A 23,875-nucleotide genomic window follows, 5' to 3' on the forward strand; every position below is an offset into this window, starting at 1 on the left:
CTGTGCTGATATCGACTCGTCGGCGGTACCTTCCGTCAGGTATGAAGGATCCTTACACCCCTCATCCGGGGACCAGGGCGCGTTGTGCGGCGCGCCCGCGCGTACGTACCTCCCCCTGACCGGCGGGCCAACCGACCGGGCTCAGGGCACGGACGCGGTGCCCACCCACCCCTCCTCAACCAGGAGCGGCCACCCTCAACTGATGCAGACTTAAGGGGTCCATCACATGGCAGCCGAGATCGTCAATCCCCACAGCGGGAGCGGTACGGAAGCGGAGAGCGTCACCGGAGAGTCCGGCGAACCCTTCGATCCGGCCTTCGCCCTGCACCGCGGCGGCAAGATGGCCGTCCAGGCCACGGTGCCGGTGCGGGACAAGGACGACCTGTCCCTCGCGTACACACCGGGCGTCGCCAAGGTGTGCACCGCCATCGCCGAGCAGCCGGAGCTCGTGCACGACTACACCTGGAAATCGCAGGTCGTGGCCGTGGTCACGGACGGTACGGCCGTGCTCGGCCTCGGTGACATCGGGCCGGAGGCCTCGCTCCCCGTGATGGAGGGCAAGGCGATCCTGTTCAAGCAGTTCGGCGGCGTGGACGCGGTGCCGATCGCGCTCGCGACCAAGGACGCGGACGAGATCGTGGAGACCGTCGTGCGGCTCGCGCCGTCCTTCGGCGGTGTGAACCTGGAGGACATCTCGGCGCCGCGGTGCTTCGAGATCGAGCGGAAGCTGCAGGAGCGGCTCGACATTCCGGTCTTCCACGACGACCAGCACGGCACGGCCGTCGTGACGCTCGCGGCCCTGCGCAACGCGGCGAAGCTGACCGGGCGGGGTCTGGGCGACCTGCGCGCGGTCATCTCGGGCGCCGGCGCGGCCGGTGTCGCCATCGCGAAGTTCCTGCTGGAAGCCGGGCTCGGGGATGTCGCGGTCGCCGACCGCAAGGGCATCGTCAGCCGCGACCGCGAGGACCTCACTCCGGTCAAGCGGGAGCTCGCCGAGATCACGAACCGGGCGGGTCTGTCCGGCTCGCTGGAGACCGCGCTGGCCGGCGCCGACGTCTTCATCGGTGTCTCCGGCGGTACGGTCCCGGAGCCGGCGGTCGCCTCGATGGCGCCGGGCGCCTTCGTCTTCGCGATGGCCAACCCGAACCCGGAGGTCCACCCGGACGTCGCGCACAAGTACGCCTCGGTCGTCGCGACCGGGCGCAGCGACTACCCGAACCAGATCAACAACGTGCTCGCCTTCCCGGGCATCTTCGCGGGCGCGCTGCAGGTGCGGGCGTCCCGGATCACGGAGGGCATGAAGATCGCGGCGGCGAACGCGCTGGCGGACGTGGTGGGCGACGAGCTCGCCGCGGACTACGTGATCCCGTCGCCGTTCGACGAGCGGGTCGCTCCGGCGGTGACGGCGGCGGTGGCCGCGGCGGCGCGGGCGGAGGGCGTTGCTCGCCGCTGACGCTTTTCCCGGGGGCTGACGCCCCCGGGCCCCCACGGTCCCGGACGCCCTGTGGCGCCCGGGACCGTGGCATTTGGGCCCCGCCCCAGGGGGTATGGGGTGCCCGGTGCCGTGGGGGGACCCCCGGACGGGCTGGGTGGTCGGGGGTGCCCGGTACCTGGCGGGTGCCGTCCGGGTCCGCTCCGGGGCTTGTGTCCTGGACTGCGCTGCATCCGATATGCGGCTCCGCCGCGTGGTCACCGCGCTTCGCGCGAGTTGCGGGCGCTTTTACGTCCGGAACACGACCCCTGCGCGTCCCCCATCACGGTCACCGGCTCTGGCTCGCGCCGGTGGGTCGCGGATCGCCGGTGGTTTGTGGGCAGTCGTTCCGCAGCGCAGAACGGGTGGGCCCGGGGCGCAAGAGGGTGTGCGTCACACTCGTGCGCGGTTCCGTCGGGCCGTGGCCCGGCCTATCGTCAAGGTCATGTTCGCCGCCTACGCCGCACGCATCGACCGCGACCAGCCGCTCACCGGACTCGAGCTGGGTGAACGCCCGGCACCGGAGGCGCCCCCAGGCTGGACGGTCGTCAACGTCAAGGCCGCCTCCCTCAACCACCACGACCTGTGGTCGCTGCGCGGGGTGGGCCTGTCCGAGGACAAGCTCCCGATGATCCTCGGCTGCGACGCCGCGGGCATCGACGCGGACGGCAACGAGGTGGTGCTCCATTCGGTCATCGGCCAGACGGGTTACGGCGTCGGGCCGCGCGAGACCCGCTCCATCCTCACGGAGAAGTACCAGGGCACCTTCGCCGAGCAGGTCGCCGTTCCGGTGTGGAACGTCCTTCCGAAGCCGAAGGAGCTGTCCTTCGAGGAGGCCGCCTGCCTGCCGACCGCGTGGCTGACCGCGTACCGGATGCTCTTCACCAACGCCGGGGTGCGCCCCGGCGATTCGGTCCTCGTCCAGGGCGCGGGAGGTGGCGTCGCGACCGCCGCGATCGTTCTCGGCAAGGCGGCGGGGCTGCGGGTGTACGCCACCAGCCGCGACGAGGCCAAGCGCAAGCGGGCGGTCGAGCTGGGCGCGATCGACGCCTTCGAGCCGGGCGCGCGGCTGCCGCAGCGCGTGGACGCGGTCATCGAGACCGTCGGCGCGGCCACCTGGTCGCACTCGATCAAGTCGCTGCGACCCGGCGGCACACTGGTGATCTCCGGCGCGACGAGCGGCGACCGCCCCTCGCACGCCGAGCTGACCAGGATCTTCTTCCTGGAGCTGAAGGTCGTCGGCTCGACGATGGGGACGAAGGACGAGCTGGAGGACCTGCTCGCCTTCTGCGCGGCGACGGGCGTACGGCCGGTGATCGACGAGGTGCTGCCGCTGGACCGGGCGCGGGAGGGCTTCGAGAAGATGGCGTCCGGTGAGCTGTTCGGGAAGATTGTCCTGACGAACTCTTGATGGGTCGTCAGATGCGCTGATGGGATCTCCGGCACTGTCCCTCGTCGTGCCGGAGGTCATCCATGCGCCGCCTTCTCGCCGTCCTCGCCTGTTCCTTCGTCCTGGCCGCGGCCACCCCCGCTCATGCGGACCACCGACCGGTGGACATACCCCGGCTGACCGACGACCGCGGGCGGGTCCTCACCCTGCGCGGCTGGAACGTCGAGGACAAGACCCGCCGTGGCGAACAGGCCCTGTCCGCGATCACCGAGCGGCACTTCCGTGACATGCGCGCCCAGGGCTTCGACTTCGCCCGGCTGCTGGTCTTCTGGGACGATCTGGAGCCCGTGCGCGGCCGCTTCAGCGAGTCGTACCTGCGCAAGATCGAACGCGTACTGGACTGGGCCGGGAAGTACGACATCCAGGTTCTGATCGACGCTCACCAGGACGTCTTCGGCCCGGCCTTCGGGCATCGCGGCATCCCTGCCTGGGCCACCCGCACCGACGGCCTCCCGTTCACGCCGCATCCGGACGACTGGTTCGCCGAGTACTTCGAGCCCGCCGTGCAGCGGGCCTTCACGCACCTGTACGAGGATCCCGATCTCCAGCGCGCCCAGACACGCATGTGGCGCGTCCTGGCCGATCGCTTCGAGGATCATCCGGCGGTCCTCGGTTATGACCTGATCAACGAGCCGATGGGCGAGCTGCGCGAGGGCGAGGACCTGCCGGCTGCCGCGCGCCGTATCGAGCGCGACCAGCTCACCGCGATGTACAACCGCCTCGCGGACGCGGTCCGTTCGGTCGACCGCGACAACTGGGTCTTCGTCGAGCCGACGCCGATCGTCGGCGAGGGCGTCCCGACCGGGCTCGGGAAGATCAAGGACCCGAAGGTCGTCTACGCCCCGCACTTCTACAACACCGCGATGGAGGCGGGTGCGGACTACGACCCCGCCGCGGGCTGGATCGAGTCGTACGAGGCCGCGGTCACCGGCTATCCGAAGACCTACCGGGTCCCGGTGGTCGTGGGGGAGTGGGGCCCGCTCAACAACTCCATGCCGAACATGGGCCGTTTCTACCGTGACGCGCTCGCCTCGCTGGCGCGCTACAGCTCGGGGTGGGCGGGCTATGTGTGGTGCTACGGCGGCGGGTACTGCGCGGTGGACGGTGACGGCCGCTTCCGTACGAACAAGGAGCAGACCGCGGCGCCGTACGCGCGGGCGGTCGCGGGCCTGGTGCGTACGGAGGCATGGGATCCGGTGGAGGGGGTGTATCGGCTCTCGTACGACGCGCGCGGGCACGTCACCGAGCTCTCGCTGCCGCCGGCTGAGGCGGGGTGGCGGGTCGCGGTGTCCGGCGGTTCGCTGCGGGGTGATCGCGTGTACGCCCGGCCGGGTGCGAGGGTGACCGTGACTGTCAACCGGGGTTGACGTCTCCCATGGTGTCAACGTAGGTTGACGTCATGACCGAAGCAACCGATCTCGCCGAGCGGGCGGGTGACCGTGACCCGCGGGTCGGGCTGCGGGCCGTCGCCGCGCTGCGGCGGCTGTTGGAACAGCTCGAGGCCGTCCAGGTCAGAAGTGCCCGCAACCAGGGCTGGTCGTGGCAGGAGATCGCGGCCGAGCTGGGCGTCAGCAGGCAGGCCGTGCACAAGAAGTACGGGAGGCAGTGATGTTCGAACGGTTCACACAGGGCGCCCGCGCGGTGGTGACGAGCGCGGTCGCCCACGCGGAACAGGCGGGCGCGGCCTCCGTCACCGCGGAGCACATGCTGCTGGCGCTCCTGGACCAGGAGGGCACGAAGGCGTCGTTCGCCTTCCGGTCGCTCGGGGTCGCGGACCGGCGCGCGTCGGTGGAATCGGCGCTGGCGGACGCGCGACGGCGGGGCGGGCTCTCGAAGGCGGACACGGACGCGCTGGCCGGGCTCGGGATCGACGTCGCGGAGATCGTCGCGCGGGTCGAGGAGACGCACGGCGCGGGTGCGCTGGCCGGTGACCGCAAGGACAAGGGGTGGTGGTCGGGGCGCCGCGGGTTCTCGCGCGAGGCGAAGGACGCGCTGGGGAAGTCGCTGCGGATCGCCGTGGGCCGACGGGACCGGACCATCGGCGACGAGCACATCCTGCTCGCCCTGGCGGCGGGGCCGGGGATCGTGGCGGAGATCCTCGCGGACCACGGCGCGACGTACACGACGCTGGAACATGCGATGTTCCCTTCGGGGTGAGGCCGTTGCGCGGGGTGAGTGTCCGCCTGCGGCCCAGAGCTTCGCCTGGGGGACCCCCATCTCGCTTCGCTCGCCCTGCGGAACGACTGCCCACAAGCTGGTTCGCGACCCACCGGGGCGAGCCCCGGAGCGGACCCGGACGGCAACCGCCAGGCACCGGGCACCCCCGACCACCCAGCCCGTCCGGCGTTTGAGGACGGACACCCCGGCCCACCCGGCGGTACCGGGTGCACACGACGGACATCCCGGCCGCCGCCACGGCACCGGGCAACCCCGTACCCCCGCCACGGCGAGGGCGCGAACGCCACGGTCCCGGGCGCGCAATCGCGGCCGGGACCGTGGGGGTGCGGGGGCGTCAGCCCCCGCCGCGCAGCAGCGCTGCGATGTGCGCCGCCGCCGTGGACAGGTGGCGGCGTGCCTCTCCCAGTTGCGCCGGAGTCACGCCGTGGTCGCGGGCCGCGTCGCGGATGTCGTCGCGGAAGCGGTCCAGCAGGCGCTCCAGGTCGCGCGCCGGGTCACCCGACCCCGTCGCGTCCTTCGCCCAGTCGGGGTCCGCGTCCGCCGGCTCCGGCTTGACGTACGGCGGCCACGCCGTGCCCCGCGCCATGTTCCCGAGCTGGGACGTGAGTTCCGAGAGCCCTTCCCGTACTCCCGTGGGCCAGTCGCCCCGAGCGAAGTGGCCCTGCACCTGGTCCTGGACCTGGCGGGCGATGCGCTGGACCTCCTCGCGGGCCCGCTCCTGCGCCTCCTTGGCCTGGCGCCGCGCGGCCTGTGCGTCCTCCCGGGCCCGCCGGGACTCGTCCTTCGCCCGGCGCGCCTGCTCCTTCCACTCCTGCTTGGCCCGCCGCAGCTCCTCCTTCGCCGCGCGCCAGGTCTCGCCGTCGTCGAGGCCCGGGCCGGTGCCCGCGTGGCCGCCCGCGCCGCCCACGCCGCCGCGCCGGTTCGCCGACGCCGCCTCCCGCATCTCGCTGCGCAGCTTCCCCGCCGCGCCCCGCACGTCGTCACGGATCTCCGCGGCCAGCTCCGAGACGGACTCGCGGATCTCGAGCTCCAGGTCGGCCAGTTCACCGCTGCGCCCGGCGAGCTCCTCCCGCCCGGCGTCGGTGATCGAGTACACCTTGCGACCGCCCTCGGTAGCGTGCGTGACGAGGCCCTCGGCCTCCAGCTTGGCCAGTCGCGGATACACGGTGCCGGCGGACGGCGCGTACAGCCCCTGGAAGCGCTCCTCCAGCAGGCGGATCACCTCGTAGCCGTGGCGCGGCGCCTCGTCGAGGAGCTTCAGCAGATACAGGCGCAGGCGGCCATGGGCGAAGACGGGCGGCATGTCAGAGCACCTTTCCGGTGGGTGCGTCGCCGGCGGCGGGCACGTCCTCGTACGGTTCGTCCTCCTCGGGCGGGCGCCGCAGCAGCGCGATGGAGCCGGACACGGTCGTGGCCCGCAGCGTGCCGTTGCCCGTGCCCAGCGTGCCGGTGATCTTCTTCGCGCCCCACTGCCCGCTGACCCGCAGGTCGTCGAAGGCGTTGGAGACGGACCCGCTCGCGGTGTTCGCCTCGACGCGTGCGTCCGCCGGGTGCGGCAGTCGAATGGCGACCTCACCGGAGACGTTGGTGAGCCGGATGTCCGTCGGGGTCCCGTCGAGGTCGATCACCATGGCGCCGCTGACCGAGTCCGCCCGTACGGACGAACCCGCACCGTCGATCACCGTCAGATCGCCGGACACGGAGCTGAAGCGCAGGTCGCCGGTGACCGCCTGGGCCTCCAGGCTGCCGGACACGCTCTCGGCCCGGACCGTGCCTGACAGCCCGACGAGGGTGGTGTCGCCGCTGACGCCGCGCACCTCCGTACGCCCGCGGATCCCGGAGACGACGGCGCCGGCGCCGATGACGCCGACCTCCACCGCCGCGTCGGCGGGGACGGCGAGGGACACCACCGCGCTGCGGTGCCAGCCCTTGCGGTCCAGGAATTTGAGGAATCCCTTCCAGGGCAGGTCCTCGTACGCGACGGAGAGGGTGGACCCGGTCCGCTGCACGACGAGCGGCGGGCCCTCGATCGCGGAGATCTCCAGCCGGGCGGAACTCTCGTCGGTACCCACGACGTTCACCGTCCCGTTGACGATGCGCACGTTCACCGATGTGACGGGCTCGTCGAAGGTGAGCTTCTGGGGCTCGGTGACTGTCCACGTCGAGTCTGGCATGGTGCTGACCTCCCGGGCCGGCCTGGACGCAACATATCGCGTCTCCTGGTGGATACGATATATCGCGACCCCGGGAAGTCAAGATGTGTTCCCGTCGGCGGGACGCAAGCCGATGCCATGGGCGTCAAACAGGGGCAAAGTGCCCTAGCGTATGGCGCATGGACGCGACATCCGTGGGTGCTCTGCTCCTCTGCCGGGCCGAGCCCGCCGCCGTGCGGCCCTCGGCCCATCTCCTGCGCGAGCAGCTGGTCCTCGCCCCGGCCGGCCACGGCTGGAGCGTGCTCGTCCCGGAGGGCAAGCCCTGGCTGACCGGCGCCGAGCCCGTCGACCGGGTGCTCACCGGCTGGGCCACGGCTCTCGCGGTCGGTACGAACTGGCCGGTCCTGGCCCTGTGGTGGGACGCCGACCGGGCCGGCTACACCCTCGCCGCCGGCTTCCGCCGCACGGTCGACTACATCTGGCTGGCGGACGGCACCCCGGCCGGCGAGGACGAGGCGATGCGGACGTTCGCGGCGCGGCTCCACCTCGACCCCGTCCTGGACGTACAGGCCCTGGAGCCACTCACCCGCCCCGACTCCGACGCGGACGCCCGCGCCCGGCTGCGCGGTCTTGTCGCGGTCCTGGCCGGCACCGGCCTCGCCCTGCCCGCGGGCCTCACACCCGGTGAACCCGCCGACCGGCTCCGCGCGGTCGCCCATGTCCTCCCCGGCGCCGAGTCCGTGGAGTGGCACGGCTGGCGCGATACGGTCCGGGCCGAGCTCGACGCCGTCGAGGCCGGCCCCCTGGGCCCGTACCTCGTCGGCCCGACCGCCCGTGCACTGTCCGCGGTCCAGCTCGCCGCCGGCCTCCCCCTCGCGGCCTGGGGCCTCACCCGCCGCAGCCCGGGCTGGACGACGGCAGGCGTGATCCTGCTGGCCCACGGCGTCCTCGGCCTGGCCTACGACCGTCTGCGTACGCGCCCCGGCGCGCCGTGACCGCGTGGCCGTCGCGACCGGTGCGGCCGTGGCGACCGGTGCGGCCGTGGGGCCGGGCGCTCGGCGGGGCCGCGGTGGCCGCCGCCTCTACTCCTCGTCGTCCTCGTCGTCGAGCCGCGCCAGCCAGGTGGCCAGCCGCTCGACGGGGACCTCGAAGTCGGGATTGAGATCGACGAACGTGCGCAGCTGCTCGGCGAGCCACTCGAAGGTGACCTCCTCCTCGCCGCGCCGCTTCTCCAGTTCCTCGATGCCACGGTCGGTGAAGTACATGGGAAACAGCCTAATGTCCCCGCCGGACACGCCCCGGCCCGAACCGGCGGCCCCTCCCGGGCGTCCTGCCCGGTGACGCCCACATCGGCCCCGTACTGGGGTTAATCTGCGGGGAGTTGGGGGAACGGGGGATGCCATGGGGGACAGCGAGGCTCGCATCACGCGCATTGTGCTGCCGGACGGCACACCGGTCTGGGCCCGGATCTCCGGTGCCGAGGAGCTGGAGCAGCCGCGACGGCCCACGTCCGGTGGACCGCCCGGCGGACCGGGTGACGCACCCGGCGGCGCGCCCGGAGGGCTGTCGTACAGCGACACCGGGTTCGCGGAGCAGGTGCAGGCCAGGGTCGAGAGCCTGCAGGGGGTGGTGACCGGCGTCGCGCGGTCGCTCGCCGAGCCGTTGCGCGCGGTGCGGCCCGACGAGGTGAGCGTGGAGTTCGGGATCGAGCTCACCGCCAAGGCGGGCAAGGTGGTCGGGCTGCTCGCGGACGGTGAGGCCAAGGGCGCCATCAAGGTCACGCTCACGTGGACCGGCGGCGGACCGCCCGTCGACAGCCCGCACGCGCCGTCCGTGCCTCCGCAGACGGCGACCCCGCCCGCCCCGCCGATGCCACCCGCGCCCCCTGTCACGGCCACGGGCGGCTGGACGGCACCCGGTACGCCGGGTGCACCCGGTCCATCCGGCTCCCCCGGCACCCCCGGCGCACCGGTGCACCCGGGCGGCTCCACGCCGTCCGGCGGCGGCGGATCATGAACGAAGGGCGGGACGGGGGCGCAGGGGGCGTTCCGGAGCGGACGCGTCGTGCCCTCATGAACCTCGTGATGGCCGCGACCGTACGTATCCACGGGACGGAGCCGGGGCATGCTCCTGCCGGATCGGGCGGAGGGTTCCTCGGGAGTGGCTTCTTCGTCGCCCCGAGCTGGGTCCTCACGTGCGCGCACGTCGCGATGCAGGGGGAGGGGCGCGAGGTGGACATCGTCTTCGAGAGCGCGCCCGGCCGTGGCGAGACCTCGGTCCGCGGCACCGTCGTCGCCGCCCTGCCCGAGAGCCGCCAGGCCGCGACGCCCGGAGATCCGTACGGCTCGTACGGCTCGTACGACTCCCACGGCGTGCGGGCCGGCGGCTGGCCGGCCCCCGATCTCGCGCTCATCCAGCTGCTGAGGCCCGTCGAGCACGCCTGCGTCTACGTCAGCGAGCGGCCCGGCGCCCTGTTCGCCGGGGGCAATGTCCTCTACGCCGGGTGGACCGTCGCCGACGGGCGGCCGAAGCGGCTCACCGGGCGGTGCGAGGTGATGGGCACGTTCGGCGGCTGGGCCGACGCCGACGAGCAGATCCGGCTCGACGGGGACTGGCTGGTGCCGGGTGTCTCCGGTGGGCCCGCGGTCGATCTGGCGCGCGGCGAGGTCGTGGGCGTACTCAAGTCACGGCTCGACAGCGGCAAGGGCGGCACCTCCATCGGGGTCGAGCGGCTCCGCTCGCTGCCCGTGCCCACGGGAGCGGTCACGGCCGAGACGGACGACGTCTACCAGGCCGTCTTCCACGCCCACGACCGCTACCACGCGGACCGGCACACCAGCCCCGTCGGCACCGACCGGACCTGGGCCGACGTGCAGAGCGAACTGCGTCCCGGGTCCGCCTGGCGGGCGCTCAATCCGCAGCAGCGCATCGACCTCCTCGGGCGGCTCGCCGAATTCCCGCCGCCGGTCAGCACCCACAGCCTCCTCGGTCTGCTGTCCGGGCTGCCCGGGAGCCGGCCCGGTGACCACGGGCCGGCCCCGCGCGGCTGGCGCGACGGACTCGGCGCGCTGTACGAGGCCACGAGCGGGGACGGCGCACTGGAGCTGATCCTGCGCTACTGCATGGGCGTCATCGCCGCCGAGCGGCCCTTTGCCGCACCCTCCGCCCTGACCGCCGAGAAGTCCCTCTGGGAATGGGTGAAGCGGGTCGCCGACGACCGCCTCTCCCGGGAGTTCCGCAACGAGCTCGCGCTCCGGTGGCACACCCATCGCGCGGACCACGAGCACCACCGCACCCCCGCGCCGGAGCCCGCGGACGATCCCGCCCGGGAGGGTGAACGCCCGTTCGTGCTGCTGGAGCTGGAGCCGCGCGGCTGGGAACGGGACCGCTACGACTGGCGGATCGGCGTCGCCCGCCACACCGGGGACGTCCTGCCCGTCGCCGAGGACAGCAACGGCACGGCGCTCGACGCCCTTCCGGCCAGGATCGCCGCACCCCTCACCGAGGCGTTCCGCCGGTGCGACGAGCCCGGCAGTCCCGCGGTGCTGCAGGTCGCGGTGGCGCGGGCGCTGCTCGGACTCGACGTCGACAACTGGCGCGTACCGCCGGACGGGCCACCGCTCGGGGCCGTACGCCCTGTGGTCGTGCGCTGCTCCGACCTCGAACCGCCGCCGACGGACGCCGCGGCGGCGGAGCGCTTTGCGCGCTGGAACCGTACGAGCAGTGCCGTGATGCGGGCCGCGGTCGTCGATTGCGAGGACGGATTGCGGGTACCCGTCCCCGAGGTGGCGGAGCTGCGCGCGCTGGCGCACGAAACGGTGCCGGTGCTCTGCCGGTTCGGCGCGCCGCCGGACCCGGAGTCCACGGCAGGGCTCGTGCGCGTGCTCGACGGTGGCTTCGGTGTCGCCCTGTGGCGGCGGGGTACGGACGTCGACCGGTCCGACGGGGTCTGCATGGAGTTCCACCGGCGGGCCGCCGACACGCTCACCGAGGCCGGGACCGCAGGCCAACTGCCCGGGAGGGTGCACGAACTGAGACGCGGGGTGCTCGGGGGGCGCACGGAGACGTTCTGGTCGGACGGGATCGTCCTGTTCTACCAAGATCCACACCATCCCCTGCCCGGCGCCGGGCTGCTGCTGGAGGCACCGTGAACGGCCGGTCCGGTCCTCCCCTTACGGTCCGTACAACGGCTCGCTACCGTGAAGCACGATCGGCTGCCGCTGCCCCCTGCGGACGAGTGACGCCAGTGACCCGAGTCATGCCAGTGACGCCAGTGACGTCAGAGACGCCAGAGACGCGAGCGACGACGAGGAACACGCAATGAGCGAACCCAGCGAGTGGCTCATCTACCGAGGCGCAGGCGAACCTCACGACGGCATCGAGCAACTGCCGCCGCCGCCTCCCTGGCGGGACTTCGCGGGCCGGCACGACGCCGCCACCGCCGGCGGCGAGCCCGGCGAGGGCCAGGACGGCTCCGCCGACCGGCGCCTCGGCGGCTACCGCCACGAGGCCGAACTGCACCGGCCGGGCGCCGAAGAGCTCGAAATGATCAACGCGGCGCTCTATCTGCGGCGCCCGCTCCTGGTCACCGGCAGCCCGGGCGCGGGCAAGAGCACCCTCGCCCACTCCGTCGCGCACGAGCTGGGGCTCGGCCGCGTGCTGCGCTGGCCCGTCGTCAGCCGCACCACCCTCCAGGACGGGCTGTACCGCTACGACGCGATCGCCCGGCTGCAGGACGTGCAGATCGCCGCGCACAGCGCGGAGGTGTCCGGTGAGCGGCCCGCCGACGACATCGGCAGCTACATCCGGCTGGGCCCGCTGGGCACTGCGCTGCTGCCGTCGGACCGGCCCCGGGTGCTGCTCATCGACGAGCTGGACAAGAGCGACATCGACCTGCCGAACGACCTGCTCAACGTCCTGGAGGAGGGGGAGTTCGAGATCCCCGAGCTGGAGCGGATCGCCGACCGGCTGCCCGGCGGCGAGGCCCGGGTCCTCACCCACGACGGCGCCAAGGCGACGGTGAGGGGCGGCCGGGTGCAGTGCCGCGCCTTCCCGTTCGTCGTCCTCACCAGCAACGGGGAACGCGACTTCCCTGCGCCCCTGATGCGCCGGTGCATCCATCTGGAGCTGGGCCGCCCCGACCACCAGCGGCTCGCCACCTTCGTACGCGCGCATCTCGGCGCCGAGGCGGCACGCTCGGGCGAGGATCTCATCGCCCACTTCCTGGAGCGGTCACGCAGTGAACTCCTCGCCACCGACCAGCTGCTGAACGCGATCTACCTCACCGACGCCGCCGCGCCCGCCGGCCGGGACCGCCTCGCCGAACTGCTCATCCAGCGACTCGACCGGCCGAGGTGATGTGCTGATGCCCGACGCCGTGGCACGGCACGGACCAGGATCAGGATCAGGACCAGGACAAGGACCAGGACCAGGACCGGGTGGACCGCCGGGCGACCGTCCGGACGCCGACCGCACGGATCCCGGCAGCCCTGAGGGTGGCCGCCCGGAGCCCTACGACGGCGGTCTGCTGCCCGCGTTCGTCGCCCGGCTGCGCGAACTCGGCCTCGACCCGGATGCCGAGCAGCTCTGCGACGCTCTCTGGCTGGCCCGATGGACCCGGCGTCCCGGACAGGACGCGGGACCCGTATCCGAGCCCGTCGCGCCGGCCCCGCCGCCCGACGCCGGCCCCGGCCCCGGCCCGCGGCCCGACCCGCTCCCGACAGCCGAGGACGCCCCGCCGGCCGACGCACCGGCGCCGCGCCCCGACGTCACCGGAGGCGACCGGCGGATCGCCCTGTATCCCGTACCGCCGCGCGACGGACCGAAGGCGGCAGCAGGCCGGCGTGGCTCCGCGGCGCTTCCCCTGGGCGTACCGGCCGCCCCCACCCTCCCGGCCCCGCTCGAACTGCAGCGCGCCCTGCGTCCGTTGCAGCGCTACCGGCCCGCCTCCGCGCCGCAGCGCCGCACCCTGGACGAGACGGCGACCGCGGAGCTCAGCGCCCGCGCGGGCGGACTGATCATCCCGGTGTTCCGCGGGGTCCAGCGGGCTGACGCACTGCTGCAGTTCGTCATGGACGCCTCGTCGTCGATGCGGGTCTGGGACCGTCTGTTCGGCGAACTCCAGCAGATTTTCGGCCAGTTGGGTGCCTTCAGGGATGTCCAGGTGCGCTATCTGCACCAGGGGCCCGACGGCTCGCCCCTCGTCAGCCGCCGCCTCGGCCAGGCCGCCGCACCTCTGCACTCCGCGGACCGGCTCAGCGACCCGACAGGACGCCGGGTCACGGTCCTGCTCAGCGACTGCGCGGGGCCGCTGTGGCGCAGCGGACGCGCCCACCGGTTGCTGCACCAGCTGGCCCGGCAGGCTCCCGTCGCCGTCGTGCAGCCGCTTCCGCAGCGGATGTGGAACCGCACCCGGCTGCCCGTCACCTACGGGGTGCTGTCCCGCGGCGAAGGGGTCGCCGGCGCAGCTGTGCTGAGGGTCGGTGACGAGGCCGGAGGCGTACCGCCGCGGACGCGGCGCGGCGAGCTCCCGATTCCCGTACTGCCGCCGGTGGCGGGGGCACTCGGCGCCTGGGCCAGGCTCCTGTCGGGGACGGGCGCGGGACACGTCTCCGGTGCCGTCGGCTGGGTGCGTACGGACCATGAGGCGCTGCGGGCACCCGGAGCCGGCCGAAGGCTCTCCTCGCTCCAGCTCGTCAGCAACTTCCGGTCGGCGGCCTCCCCGTCCGCCGGACAGCTGGCCGTGTATCTGGCCGCGGCCCCGCTCCATCTGCCGGTGATGCAGCTGGTGCAGCGGACGATGCTGCCGGACTCGGGCCCGTCCGAGCTCGCCGAGGTCCTGCTGAGCGGACTGCTCACGCAGGCCGGGCGCGGCGCCGGGAGCGGCGCCGTGGGCAGGGACGACGGACAGTGGTACGAATTCGTGCCCGGCGTGCGGGAGGCGCTGCTCGGGCCGCTGGGGCGGGACGAGGCGCTCCTCGTGCTCAAGCACTGCTCGGAGTACATCGAGCAGCGGTTCGGCAAGGGCGGGCCGAACTTCCCGGCCCTGGCACTGGCCCAGCTGGACGACGGAAGGCACCGCTCCCTGTACGCGGCGGACGTCGGCGCTGCCGACGACTCCGCATACGGCGAAGACAACGGTGACAACGGCGACAACGGAAACGGCGGAGACGGCGGTGAGAGCGGGGAGGCCGGCGGCCGGCGCGTCCCGCACCCCTTCGCCGAGGTCGCGGCGCGCGTGCTGGAGCGGTTCCTGCCGCTTCCGGAGCAGTTCGCGCCCCAGGCCGGCACGCCGACCGGCGAGCCGGTGACCCCGGGCCGGGCGACGGGCGCCGCACGGGAGAACGCCCGAGCCCTGCTGAGGCAGTTCGAGTCCGACGGCATGGTGCAGTACCTGATGGACGCCGTGCAGCTGCTGCGCGGCGCGATCGAGCGTGAGCGGCAGGCCGGGCCCGGCCCCGATCCGGAGCTGTGGGCGGAGTTCGCCCGCTGTCTGCTGCGGCTGTGGGAGGTCCAGGGCGACGCGGAGCTGCTGCGCGAGGCCGAGCGGGCCGCCGAACGGGCATCGGCGCAGCCCGGTGCCGTACGGGAGCGCGCCGTACTGGCCAAGGTGCTGCACGCCGCGGCCGACGACCGGCGACGGCGCGGTGACCGGCGCGGCGCCCTGGAGCTGCTGCGGCGGGCCGACCGCGAGTACACCGCGGCCTGCGCGGCCCCCGGCCTCGAGCCCGCGGAGGCGCTGCGGCTCACCCTGGAACGGGTACGCGCCCTGGAGGCACAGTGGCGGCTCGGCGGCGACAGTGCCCTGTTGCAGGGGGCCGTGGGGATGCTGGAGGCGTTCGCCGACGTCTGGCCCGACCAGGAGAACCGGCCGCTCAGCCTGCCGCTGGCGCACGGACGCACCCTGCTCCGTCTGTCCGGGGCGACGACCGACATCGAACAGTCCCGGGTGTACGCGGGGCAGGCGGCGCGCTCGCTTCGCAAGGCGTTCGCGCCCGACGGCAGCGATCAGGCAGGCGGTCGGCCGGCAGGCGGGACCGATGGCCGTACCGGCGGGCAGACCCTCGGCACCCGGCTGCGGATACTGCTGGACCTGGTGGACGCCCTCCTCCGCTCCGGCGACGGCACGGACGAGGCCGGAACCCTCGTCGAGCAGGCGCTGGAAACGGCTCGCGAGCCCCGGCTGCGCGCCTCGCTCCAGGCCAGGGCGGGGCGGGTGTGTGTGGCGCGGTACGAACAGTCCGGCGATCCGGCCCGGTTGGAGCGGGCGGCCGAGTGGTTCGGCCAGGCGTCCCGCGGCGTGCCCCGCGACTCCCGCGCCCACGCCGATCTGCTCGCCGAGTGGGGCAGCGCCCTGCTCCGGCGCGCGGAACTCCCGGACGGCCGCCCGCACATAAGCACCGCCGTACGGGTGCTGCGCGACTGCCGTACGGAGACGGCGGCCGGCAGTGCCCACCAGGCCGAGCGGGTGCTGATGCTGGGCCGTGCGCTCATGCTGCGGCACGCGGCCACCGATGACCGGGTGGATCTGCGGGAGGCCGAGCATCTCTTCGGGCTCGCGGCACGGGAGGCGCGCGATCCGCTGACCGCCGCGGGCTGCTGGCTGGAGCTGGGCAGGGCCCATCTGGCGGCGTACCGGAGTCTGGGCAGGCCGGCCCGGCTCGACGAAGCGGCAGAGGCCTTCCGTGATGCCGCGGATTCCGCCAGGGAGGCCGAAGCGGAGCTGGACAATCCACAACAGGTCCAGCAGGCCGTCGAGTTGAATGCTAGGGCCAACCACTGGCGGGGTAGGACCTATGAGGACGCGGGCCGGCCGAGGGCGGCGCGCGAGGCGTACCGGGCGGCCGCCCAGGAATGGCGCAAGCTGCCGGACCGGGGCGGTGCCGATGGCGAAGCCACCGCGGAGCGGCTGGCGGAGCTGGAGCGGTAAGCGGCAGGAGCGGCCGGAGCGACAAGCAGGAGCGGCCGGAGCGACGCGAGCGACGGGCTCGACGGCAACGGGGAGACGAGATGGGCGAGTCGGTACGTGAAGGTGCGGCGGGACCCGCGGACAGCGGAGCGGGGCTGCCCGATCTGCTGGGCCTCGACCTGGAGGCGCTGAGGACCCTGGACCACCCGGTGCTCTCCGAGGTGCTGGCGGATCTGCGGGGCAGGGTCGAGCAGCCGCGGGAGATGCTGTGGGGCTTCAACAACGCCTTCTGAAGCGCGTGCCGAGCCGTGCGCCGAGCCGTGCGCCGAGCCGTGCGCCGAATCGTGCGTCGAACCGTGCGTCGAACCGTGCGTCGAGAAGTGCTTCGAAGCACGGTCCGAAGTGCCTTGCGAACCCCCGTCCGGCCGGGACACGTTTTCGGCCCCCGGGCCCGTCGAACAGGACAATGTCCTCCGCCCGAGGTTTGCCCGGCTCGCCCCCCAGGGATATTCGCCTCGGACCGGCAGCGGGGGCCGTCCCGGAAGGCGTGTCAGGGGCCGGACAGCATGGGGGTGCCGGAGTGTCGCGGAAGACGGTTCCCCCCGTGCCCTTTGCACAGTTCATCGTCAAGATGCACGGCCGCTGCAACCTCGCGTGCCGCTACTGCTACCTCTACGCGGGCCCCGACAGCACCTGGCGCACCCGTCCCGCCGCCGCCCCGTCCGACGTCCTCGACCGCGCCGCGGCCCGGATCGCCGAGCATGCCGCCGCGCACGGCCTGAGCGACCTCTCCCTCGTCCTGCACGGCGGCGAACCGCTCCTCGCGGGCGCAGGCCGGCTCGCCGCCTTCACCGATCTCGTACGCGAACGGGTCCCGACCGCCTGTACGGTCCACGCGACCGTACAGACCAACGCCACCCTGCTCACCGGCGACCGCGTCAGCACCCTCGCCCGGCACGGCATCCGCATCGGCCTCAGCCTCGACGGCGGGCTGCCCGCCCACAACACCCTGCGCACCGACCACGCCGGGCGGCCGTCCTGGCCCGCCGCCTCCCGCGGCGCCCGGCTCCTCGCCGACCGCCATCCGGACGCGTACGCCGGCATACTCACCGTCGTCGACCCGCGGACCGACCCGGCCGAGATGTACGCATCGCTGCTCGCCCTGAAGCCGCCCGCCATCGATCTGCTGCTCCCGCACGGCAACTGGACCAACCCGCCGCCGGGCCTGGACCCGGAGGGCCGGGCCACCCCGTACGGGGACTGGTTGAGCACGGTCTTCGACCACTGGTGGCCGGCCGAGCGCCGGGAGACCCGGATCCGGCTCTTCGAGGAGTGCATCGCTCTGATCCTCGGCCTGCCCGGCGCCACCGAATCCCTCGGCCTGGACCCCGTCAACGCCGTCGTCGTCGAGACCGACGGGGCCATCGAGCAGGTCGACTCCCTGAAGTCCGCCTACGACACGGCCGCCGCCACCGGGCTCGACATCTTCCGGCACGGCTTCGACGAGGCCCTGCGGCACCCGGGGATCGCCGCCCGCCAGGCCGGTGCCGCCGCGCTCGCCGCCGAATGCCGTGCCTGCCCGCTGCTCACCGTCTGCGGCGGCGGTCACTACGCCCACCGCTATCGCGCCGGGCACGGTTTCACCCAGCGCTCGGTCTACTGCGCCGACCTCCAGCGGTTCATCCGCCATGTGGCGGGCCGGCTGACCGAGACGACCGCGGGGGCCGCCCGGTGAGCCCCGCCGTTCCGGCTCCCGCCGTCCCGGACCGGGGGCTGCACGCACTCGGCCGCACCGAAGGCGGCACGGAGACCCTCGACCTGCTCGTACGCGATCAGCACACCCGTCGGCTCGTCCTGCTGCGGGCCCTCCTGGACGCGGCGCAGGACGCCCCGGCGGCGGTCTGCCCGCCGGAGTCGGTCCAGCGGCTGAACGACGACTGGGCGCTGCTGGAGGCCGCGGAGCGCGCGGACCGGGCAGCGGTGCGCGAACTGCTGCTCTATCCGCTCGTCGGGCCCTGGGCACATCGCTGTCTGTACGGCCTGACCGCACCCGCCCCGACCCCCGGGCTCCGCGCCGACCTCGACCACTTCGGTGCGGTCGCGGCGGCGGGCGCAATCCGGGCGGGTCTGCCTTTCACCGCCCGCCTCACCGCCCCTGAAGGACTGCTCGCGCTCCCGCTCCTGGGAGCTCTGCGCGTGTCCCCGGGTCCGGTCGACATCGCCTTCGCCGACGGTGATCTGACGATCCGTCAATCACCCGCGACCCCCTTCGCCGTACGTATCGGAGCCGACGGCGCCCACTCCGACGACCCGCGCTGGCTCCCCGCGTTCACCCTGCCCGCCGTCCTGCCGGGTGCCCTGCCCGTACCCCTCGACGACCTCCACCCCCACCGCACCGCGGGCGGCGGACTCGAGCAGCACGGGCTCAAGCCCGCCGCCTGCCTCGACGAGCGCGAGCGCAAGGACTGGGCCCAGTCCTGGTCCGGTGTGGAGCCGCTGCTCCGGCTCGGCGGCGAACACCGGCTGAACGAGGCCGTGGCCCTGCTCCGCTGCCTGGTCCCGCTCGCCCCGCCGCCCGGATCGACGGTCGCGGGGGAGGGTGCCGCGCACTGCAGCGGCACCAGGCGCGAGGCGTTCGGCGCGGTCCTCAGCAGCAAGCCGTCCACCCCGGCGTTCATCGCGTCGACCCTCGTCCATGAGCTCCAGCACACCAAGCTGGCCGCGCTGAGCACACTCGTACCGCTGCACCACGAGGACGCCGCACCGCGGCATTTCGCGCCCTGGCGGTCCGATCCGCGGCCCTTCGACGGGCTGCTGCAAGGGGCGTACTCGCACGTCGCACTGGCCGACTACTGGCAGCGCTTCGCGCTCGGTGCCCAGAGCGCCCGGCACCGCGACATGGCCTGGGCCGAGCACGCCCGCTGCCGCGAGCAGGTGGGGGCGGTGCTGCCCGTGCTGGCCGGTTCCGGAGCGCTGACGCGGGAAGGCCGGATCCTCGTCAACGGCATGATCGAGCTCTACGACCATCTGGCTGATCATCCGCCACCTTCGGGACACCTGGCGCGCGCAGTGGCATATGTCAGTACCGCGCGCGTGATCTGGTGCCAGCGGAACGTGGCGCAGCGGGCGTGAGCGGGGGCCGCGTCCCCGGTGCGGATGCCCGGTGCGGACGCCGGCGCGGGTGTATGTTCATAAGGCTTGTGACGAATCAGGGAGACGGTTCAATGCCCGGAGTACGTAAGCAAGTTGGAGCCACCGGGACGCAGACCGTCACCATCAGTTTTGCCGGGTTCAACCGGGCCTGGGCGGCCTGGATCGGCGACCGTCTCGAGCGCCGCGGGATGCGCGTCGTCTTCCAGCGCTGGGACCCGCCCGTCGAGACCCCGCTGGAGGAGACCCTCCAGGATCTGATGCTCGCCCCCGGCCGCATCCTCGTCGTGCTGAGCGAGTGGTACTTCCAGCTCGGCCCCCGCAGCCACGAGGAGTGGAACAGGGCGCTGCGCGAGGTGGTGGCCGATGCCCCCGACCGGTTCGCGGCCGTCAACATCACCACCTCCCGCATCCCCGCCGCCACTGCCGTCTTCGGCGCGGCCGACCTCACGAACGTCGGCGCCGACGAGGCCGAGCGGCGTCTCCTCGCCCGCCTCGACCTGCCCACCGACCCGCTGCCGGAGCCGGGCGACGACCGGCGCGGCCCCCGCTATCCCGCCGACACCCCCGAGGTCTGGGGCGGCGTTCCGCGTCGCAACACCCGCTTCACCGGCCGCGAGCCCCTGCTCAACGACGCGTACCACGCCCTCCAGGAAGCGGGCTCCGGCGCAGGTGTGGTGACCCTGCACGGCATGTCGGGCGTGGGCAAGACACAGCTGGCCGCCGAGTACGTGTACCGCTTCGGCTCCGAGTACGACGTGGTGTGGTGGGTGTCCGCCGAGAAGCGGGTGACCTACCGGCAGAAGCTGGCCGAACTGGCCCCGGCGCTCGGCCTGTCCACCGGCGCCGAGTACGGCGAGAGGCTGCGCGCGGCCCGCGACGCGCTGCGGCGCGGGGAGCCGTACTCGCGCTGGCTGCTGGTGCTCGACGGGGCCGACGAGCCGGAGCAGATCTGGGATCTGGTGCCGACCGGCCCCGGACACGTCCTGATCACCTCGCGCAACCCGGAGTGGAGCGAGCACAACAGCAATCTGCTGGAGGTGCCGGTCTACGACCGTATCGAGTCGGTCGCCTTCATCCGCCGCCGCGCGCCCCGGCTCACCCACACCGAGGCCGATCAGCTCGCCGAGGCCCTGGAGGACCTGCCGCTGCTGCTCGACCAGACCGCGGGCTGGCTCAACGACTCGGACATGTCGGTCGAGGAGTACATCGAGCTCCTCGAAGGCGGCATCGACCAGGATGTCGTCAAGGTGTCGGCGGACTTCCCGCTCGCCTTCCAGACAGCCTGGTCGATACTGCTCAACAAGCTCCGCGAGACCGTCCCCGAGTCCGTCGACCTGCTGCGCCTGTGCACCTTCTTCGCCCCGGGCTCCGTCCCCGTACGGCTGCTGAAGGAGATGCCGCCCGGCGTGCTGCCCGAGCAGCTGACCGGGCTGATGAACGACCCGCTGCTGTGGAACAGGGCGATCGGCCAGCTGCGGCAGTACTCGGTGGTCCGGCTGGAGTCCCACGAGTCGGTCTCCGACGAGGCGCCGTCGTCGGGCGAATCGCTGTATCTGCACCGTATGGTCCACCAGATCGTCCGCAAGGACATCCCGGAACGGGACCAGAAGGAGTTCATCGAGGTCGTCCGCCGGGCTCTCGCCGCCGCCGACCCCGGCCGCCCCACCGACACCCGGCAGTGGCCGCGGTACGCGGAGATCACGCCGCATCTCAAGCACGCGGACGTCCTCCGGAGCACCGACCCTGCCGTCCAGACCCTGGTCCTCAACTGCCTGCGCTACATGTACCTCTCGGGCGAGTACCGGGCGGGTATCAAGCTCGGCGAGCGGGCCCTGGCCGCCTGGAAGGAACTCCTCGGCGAGACCCACCCCCGGGTCTGGGACCTCAGCTACCACTACGCCAACCTGCTGCGCGCCGTCGGCGACTACGCCGGCACCGAGGCCATCGAGCGCGCCGCCGTCGAGCATCTGCGGGCCGAGCGCGGCCCGCAGGACCTGGAGCACCTGCGCGCGGCCGGCGGTCTCGCGGCCGATCTGCGCGGACTCGGACGGTACGACGAGGCCGCGGAGCTGTCGGGGTGGATCCTCGGCGCATACCGCGAGCTGCTGGGCGAGCAGGACTCGCGCACGCTCAACGCCCAGAACAACCTCGGCACTTCACTGCGGCTCCTGGGGCGCTACGGCGAGGCCCTGGAACTGAACAGGCGCACCTTGGAGGCACGCAGGCAGCTGCTGCGGCCACGGCACGCCTGGACCCTCTACTCGGAGATCAACTACGCGACGGACCTTCGGCTGCTCGGCCGCTACAGCGAGGCCGAGTCACTGCAGGCCCAGAGCGTCCGCATCCATCGGCTCGTCATGGGCCAGGGCAACCCGCAGACCTTGCGGGCCGAGCACAACCTCGCCCTGTGCCAGTACCGCATGGGCGAGTACCGCAAGGCCGAGGAGCTGCTCACACGGGTACTGGAGCGCGCCGAACGCGTGCTCGGCGAGGCCGACCCGCTCACCGTCATGTTCGCCGCCAGCCAGTCCTGCTTCGCCCGCGAGCACGGCGACATCGACCAGGCCCGGGACATAAGCGAACGCGTCGTCGCCGGCTACACCGACATGCTCGGCGAGCGCCATCCCTACACCGCGGGGACCAAGGGGAACCACGCCCTGATCCTGCGCAGCGTCGGAGAGCGCGAGCAGGCCCACGCCATCGTCGAGGAGGCGCTCGCCGACATGACGCAGGCTGTCGGCGAGCACCACCCCTGGACGCTGGGCTGCGCCATCAACGCCTCCGCGCTCCGCAATCTGGTGGGTGACCCGGAAGGCGCCGCCGAGCTGACCGAGGCCACGATCGGGCGGGCCACCGAGATGCTGGGCCGGACGCATCCGCTGACCCTCTCCTCCCGGATCGCCCACGCGGCGGACCTCCGCGGCCTGCGGGACCGCCAACGTGCCGACAAGATCGAGAGGGAGGCGCTGGACGACCTGGAGGCGACACTGGGGCTGCACCACGTCCACACGGTCTCCGCCCGGTCCAGGAACAGGCCGTACTGGGACTTCGAGCCACAGATGATCTGACCGGGCGGCCCGTGCGGGGTGATTGACGCCAGTACTACCGGGAATAGTCCTGAGGCACCGTCAGTCGGTATGTGCGCGGACGCCCACAGGGTATGAGGGGGAGCGAATGACGGTTCTTTTAGGTCCTGCCGTGCCAGGAGAGGACGGGCCGATACCGGTTCTGGTCGGCCACGCGGGGCAGCCGGTCATGGAGACCGGCAGTGCCGACGACATCTACGCCGACGGGGAGACCCGGGAGGGCGCCGCCCAGCGCGTCCTCCAGGTCGCCAGGGACAGCTACACGGAGGGGCTCGACCTGGCCCGGCGCTGTGCGTCGCAGGCCATGCGCCGGCTCGGCGATCTGGGGGAGGGGATGCGGCCCGACGAGATCGAGCTGCAGGTCTCCATCACGCTCGACGCCGGGATGGCGGCGGTGGTGAAGGCGGGCGCGGAGGCACAGCTCCAGGTCACCTTCCGCTGGCAGCCGGGCCGCGAGGACATGGCGACGGCCACCGCCACCCGGGTCGCGGGCCCGGCCTCCGCACCCGCAGCCGCCCCCGGGGCGGACTCGTGAGCGGAACCCCGTTACCGGCGATCCCGATCCTCCCGTACAGCCGCATCGTGGGACAGGAGGACCTCAAGCTCGCGCTGGAGCTCAACTTCGTCGCCCCGCGCATCGGCGGCGTGCTGATCACCGGTCAGCGCGGCACCGCCAAGTCCACCGTCGTCCGCGCCTTCGCCCTCATGTCCCACGGCGAACTCCCGGTCACCCTGCCGATCAACGCGACCGACGACCGGGTCATAGGGGGCTGGGAGCTCGACGCGCTGATGCGCGGCGAGGCGAAGGAACAGCCCGGACTGCTCGAAGAGGCCCATGACAAAGGGCTGTTGTACGTCGATGAGGTCAATCTTCTCGACGACCACCTGGTGAACATCATCCTCGACGTCGCGTCGACAGGCGTGCTCTCCGTCCAGCGTGAGGGCATCGCCGCGGCCAAGCACCTCTCCTTCGGCCTCGTCGGCACGATGAACCCCGAGGAGGGCGGGCTGCGTCCCCAACTCCTCGACCGTTTCGGGCTGATGGTCACCGCCACCGAGCTGGACGCCGAAGCCCGCCACCGGATGATCATGACGGTTCTGGCCTTCGAGGAGGAGCTCGCCAAGGACTCCTCCCCATGGCGGACGGACGCCGAGCGGGAGGGCCAGGAGCTCCGGCGCGCCCTGCTGGCTGCCAAGGACGCCCTCCGCGATGTCGAGATGGGCGAGGACGTCACCCGGCTGTGTGCCGAGGCCGCCCACCGGCTCTCCGCCGTGGGGCACCGCGGCGAACTGGTCACCGCTCAGGCGGCCCGTGCCCTCGCGGCCCTGGAGGGCGCGGGACAGGTCACGCCCGCGCACGTACGCAGGGTCCTGCCGCTCTCGCTACGGCACCGCCGCCCCGACGGCGGCCAGGGCGGCACCTACGCGTGGGGGCCGGAGGACGAAGCCGGTATCGAAGACTTCTTCGACGACTGA

Annotated in this window: 19 protein-coding genes; 16 read left to right on the forward strand and 3 right to left on the reverse strand. The window is 72.9% G+C overall.

The features are described from left to right. The first annotated feature begins 226 nt into the window (after positions 1-226). The 5 genes from ACWCXB_RS01395 (at position 227) to ACWCXB_RS01415 (ending at position 5,078) form a co-directional block, all read left to right on the forward strand. Complete coding sequence (locus ACWCXB_RS01395) at positions 227-1,453, forward strand: NAD(P)-dependent malic enzyme (protein WP_450717740.1); 1,227 nt, start codon at positions 227-229, stop codon at positions 1,451-1,453. 463 nt (positions 1,454-1,916) lie between these two features. Then, the gene (locus tag ACWCXB_RS01400; RefSeq protein ID WP_450717742.1) at positions 1,917-2,882 is read left to right on the forward strand and encodes a zinc-binding dehydrogenase; all 966 of its coding nucleotides are present in this window, start codon (positions 1,917-1,919) and stop codon (positions 2,880-2,882) included. A gap of 62 nt (positions 2,883-2,944) precedes the next feature. Next, positions 2,945-4,288: a cellulase family glycosylhydrolase gene (locus ACWCXB_RS01405; RefSeq protein ID WP_450717744.1), complete on the forward strand. Its 1,344-nt coding sequence runs from the start codon at positions 2,945-2,947 to the stop codon at positions 4,286-4,288. A gap of 32 nt (positions 4,289-4,320) precedes the next feature. Beyond that, positions 4,321-4,530, forward strand: coding sequence for a helix-turn-helix domain-containing protein (locus ACWCXB_RS01410; protein ID WP_018571396.1), 210 nt, complete (start codon positions 4,321-4,323; stop codon positions 4,528-4,530). After that, positions 4,530-5,078, forward strand: coding sequence for a Clp protease N-terminal domain-containing protein (locus ACWCXB_RS01415; RefSeq protein WP_450717746.1), 549 nt, complete (start codon positions 4,530-4,532; stop codon positions 5,076-5,078). Before ACWCXB_RS01410 ends, ACWCXB_RS01415 begins: the two co-directional genes overlap by 1 nt. Positions 5,079-5,433: 355 nt before the next feature. Here ACWCXB_RS01415 and ACWCXB_RS01420 read toward each other — a convergent pair whose 3' ends face one another. Then, positions 5,434-6,402 (reverse strand): helix-turn-helix transcriptional regulator, encoded by a 969-nt coding sequence (locus tag ACWCXB_RS01420; protein ID WP_450717748.1) that lies wholly within the window; start codon positions 6,400-6,402, stop codon positions 5,434-5,436. Between the two features lies 1 nt (position 6,403). After that, a complete protein-coding gene (locus ACWCXB_RS01425) occupies positions 6,404-7,273 on the reverse strand; it encodes a DUF4097 family beta strand repeat-containing protein (protein WP_450717750.1) in 870 nt (289 codons plus the stop codon). A gap of 158 nt (positions 7,274-7,431) precedes the next feature. Here ACWCXB_RS01425 and ACWCXB_RS01430 point away from each other — a divergent pair, with 158 nt between their 5' ends. After that, entirely contained in the window at positions 7,432-8,247 is an 816-nt protein-coding gene (locus tag ACWCXB_RS01430) for a hypothetical protein (protein ID WP_450717752.1), read from the forward strand. An 87-nt stretch (positions 8,248-8,334) separates the two neighbouring features. Here the strand turns inward: ACWCXB_RS01430 and ACWCXB_RS01435 are convergent, their stop codons facing one another. Continuing rightward, positions 8,335-8,517 (reverse strand): DUF6104 family protein, encoded by a 183-nt coding sequence (locus tag ACWCXB_RS01435; protein WP_005312030.1) that lies wholly within the window; start codon positions 8,515-8,517, stop codon positions 8,335-8,337. A 136-nt stretch (positions 8,518-8,653) separates the two neighbouring features. On the opposite strand from ACWCXB_RS01435, the gene ACWCXB_RS01440 reads away from it, so the two are divergent. From ACWCXB_RS01440 to ACWCXB_RS01485, 10 genes are all read left to right on the forward strand, one after another. Beyond that, entirely contained in the window at positions 8,654-9,268 is a 615-nt protein-coding gene (locus tag ACWCXB_RS01440) for a CU044_2847 family protein (RefSeq protein WP_450717754.1), read from the forward strand. Positions 9,269-9,324: 56 nt separating this feature from the next. Continuing rightward, positions 9,325-11,403: a VMAP-C domain-containing protein gene (locus ACWCXB_RS01445; protein WP_450717756.1), complete on the forward strand. Its 2,079-nt coding sequence runs from the start codon at positions 9,325-9,327 to the stop codon at positions 11,401-11,403. Between the two features lie 169 nt (positions 11,404-11,572). Next, positions 11,573-12,610 (forward strand): AAA family ATPase, encoded by a 1,038-nt coding sequence (locus ACWCXB_RS01450; RefSeq protein WP_450717758.1) that lies wholly within the window; start codon positions 11,573-11,575, stop codon positions 12,608-12,610. Positions 12,611-12,617: 7 nt separating this feature from the next. Beyond that, positions 12,618-16,181: an SAV_2336 N-terminal domain-related protein gene (locus ACWCXB_RS01455; protein ID WP_450717760.1), complete on the forward strand. Its 3,564-nt coding sequence runs from the start codon at positions 12,618-12,620 to the stop codon at positions 16,179-16,181. Between the two features lie 80 nt (positions 16,182-16,261). Beyond that, a complete protein-coding gene (gene fxsA / locus ACWCXB_RS01460) occupies positions 16,262-16,453 on the forward strand; it encodes an FxSxx-COOH cyclophane-containing RiPP peptide (protein WP_450717762.1) in 192 nt (63 codons plus the stop codon). Positions 16,454-16,764: 311 nt separating this feature from the next. Further along, positions 16,765-17,895, forward strand: coding sequence for an FxsB family cyclophane-forming radical SAM/SPASM peptide maturase (locus tag ACWCXB_RS01465; RefSeq protein ID WP_450717764.1), 1,131 nt, complete (start codon positions 16,765-16,767; stop codon positions 17,893-17,895). Next, on the forward strand, positions 17,892-19,292 hold the full coding sequence (locus ACWCXB_RS01470; protein ID WP_450717766.1) for an aKG-HExxH-type peptide beta-hydroxylase: 1,401 nt from the start codon (positions 17,892-17,894) through the stop codon (positions 19,290-19,292). Before ACWCXB_RS01465 ends, ACWCXB_RS01470 begins: the two co-directional genes overlap by 4 nt. A 92-nt stretch (positions 19,293-19,384) precedes the next feature. Beyond that, positions 19,385-22,381 (forward strand): FxSxx-COOH system tetratricopeptide repeat protein, encoded by a 2,997-nt coding sequence (gene fxsT / locus ACWCXB_RS01475; RefSeq protein WP_450717768.1) that lies wholly within the window; start codon positions 19,385-19,387, stop codon positions 22,379-22,381. 130 nt (positions 22,382-22,511) lie between these two features. Then, the gene (locus ACWCXB_RS01480) at positions 22,512-22,934 is read left to right on the forward strand and encodes a CU044_2847 family protein (protein ID WP_450717770.1); all 423 of its coding nucleotides are present in this window, start codon (positions 22,512-22,514) and stop codon (positions 22,932-22,934) included. A gap of 47 nt (positions 22,935-22,981) precedes the next feature. Beyond that, the gene (locus ACWCXB_RS01485; RefSeq protein ID WP_450717772.1) at positions 22,982-23,875 is read left to right on the forward strand and encodes an AAA family ATPase; all 894 of its coding nucleotides are present in this window, start codon (positions 22,982-22,984) and stop codon (positions 23,873-23,875) included.

This window comes from Streptomyces sp. NPDC001514 (assembly GCF_053597075.1).

Excerpts from the sequence above, each read along its gene's own strand:
- ACWCXB_RS01395 (WP_450717740.1), top strand. The coding sequence starts at position 227 with ATGGCAGCCGAGATCGTCAATCCCCACAGCGGGAGCGGTACGGAAGCG.
- ACWCXB_RS01400 (WP_450717742.1), top strand. The coding sequence starts at position 1,917 with ATGTTCGCCGCCTACGCCGCACGCATCGACCGCGACCAGCCGCTCACC.
- ACWCXB_RS01405 (WP_450717744.1), top strand. The coding sequence starts at position 2,945 with ATGCGCCGCCTTCTCGCCGTCCTCGCCTGTTCCTTCGTCCTGGCCGCG.
- ACWCXB_RS01410 (WP_018571396.1), top strand. The coding sequence starts at position 4,321 with ATGACCGAAGCAACCGATCTCGCCGAGCGGGCGGGTGACCGTGACCCG.
- ACWCXB_RS01415 (WP_450717746.1), top strand. The coding sequence starts at position 4,530 with ATGTTCGAACGGTTCACACAGGGCGCCCGCGCGGTGGTGACGAGCGCG.
- ACWCXB_RS01420 (WP_450717748.1), bottom strand. The coding sequence starts at position 6,402 with ATGCCGCCCGTCTTCGCCCATGGCCGCCTGCGCCTGTATCTGCTGAAG.
- ACWCXB_RS01425 (WP_450717750.1), bottom strand. The coding sequence starts at position 7,273 with ATGCCAGACTCGACGTGGACAGTCACCGAGCCCCAGAAGCTCACCTTC.
- ACWCXB_RS01430 (WP_450717752.1), top strand. The coding sequence starts at position 7,432 with ATGGACGCGACATCCGTGGGTGCTCTGCTCCTCTGCCGGGCCGAGCCC.
- ACWCXB_RS01435 (WP_005312030.1), bottom strand. The coding sequence starts at position 8,517 with ATGTACTTCACCGACCGTGGCATCGAGGAACTGGAGAAGCGGCGCGGC.
- ACWCXB_RS01440 (WP_450717754.1), top strand. The coding sequence starts at position 8,654 with ATGGGGGACAGCGAGGCTCGCATCACGCGCATTGTGCTGCCGGACGGC.
- ACWCXB_RS01445 (WP_450717756.1), top strand. The coding sequence starts at position 9,325 with ATGAACCTCGTGATGGCCGCGACCGTACGTATCCACGGGACGGAGCCG.
- ACWCXB_RS01450 (WP_450717758.1), top strand. The coding sequence starts at position 11,573 with ATGAGCGAACCCAGCGAGTGGCTCATCTACCGAGGCGCAGGCGAACCT.
- ACWCXB_RS01455 (WP_450717760.1), top strand. The coding sequence starts at position 12,618 with ATGCCCGACGCCGTGGCACGGCACGGACCAGGATCAGGATCAGGACCA.
- fxsA (WP_450717762.1), top strand. The coding sequence starts at position 16,262 with ATGGGCGAGTCGGTACGTGAAGGTGCGGCGGGACCCGCGGACAGCGGA.
- fxsT (WP_450717768.1), top strand. The coding sequence starts at position 19,385 with ATGCCCGGAGTACGTAAGCAAGTTGGAGCCACCGGGACGCAGACCGTC.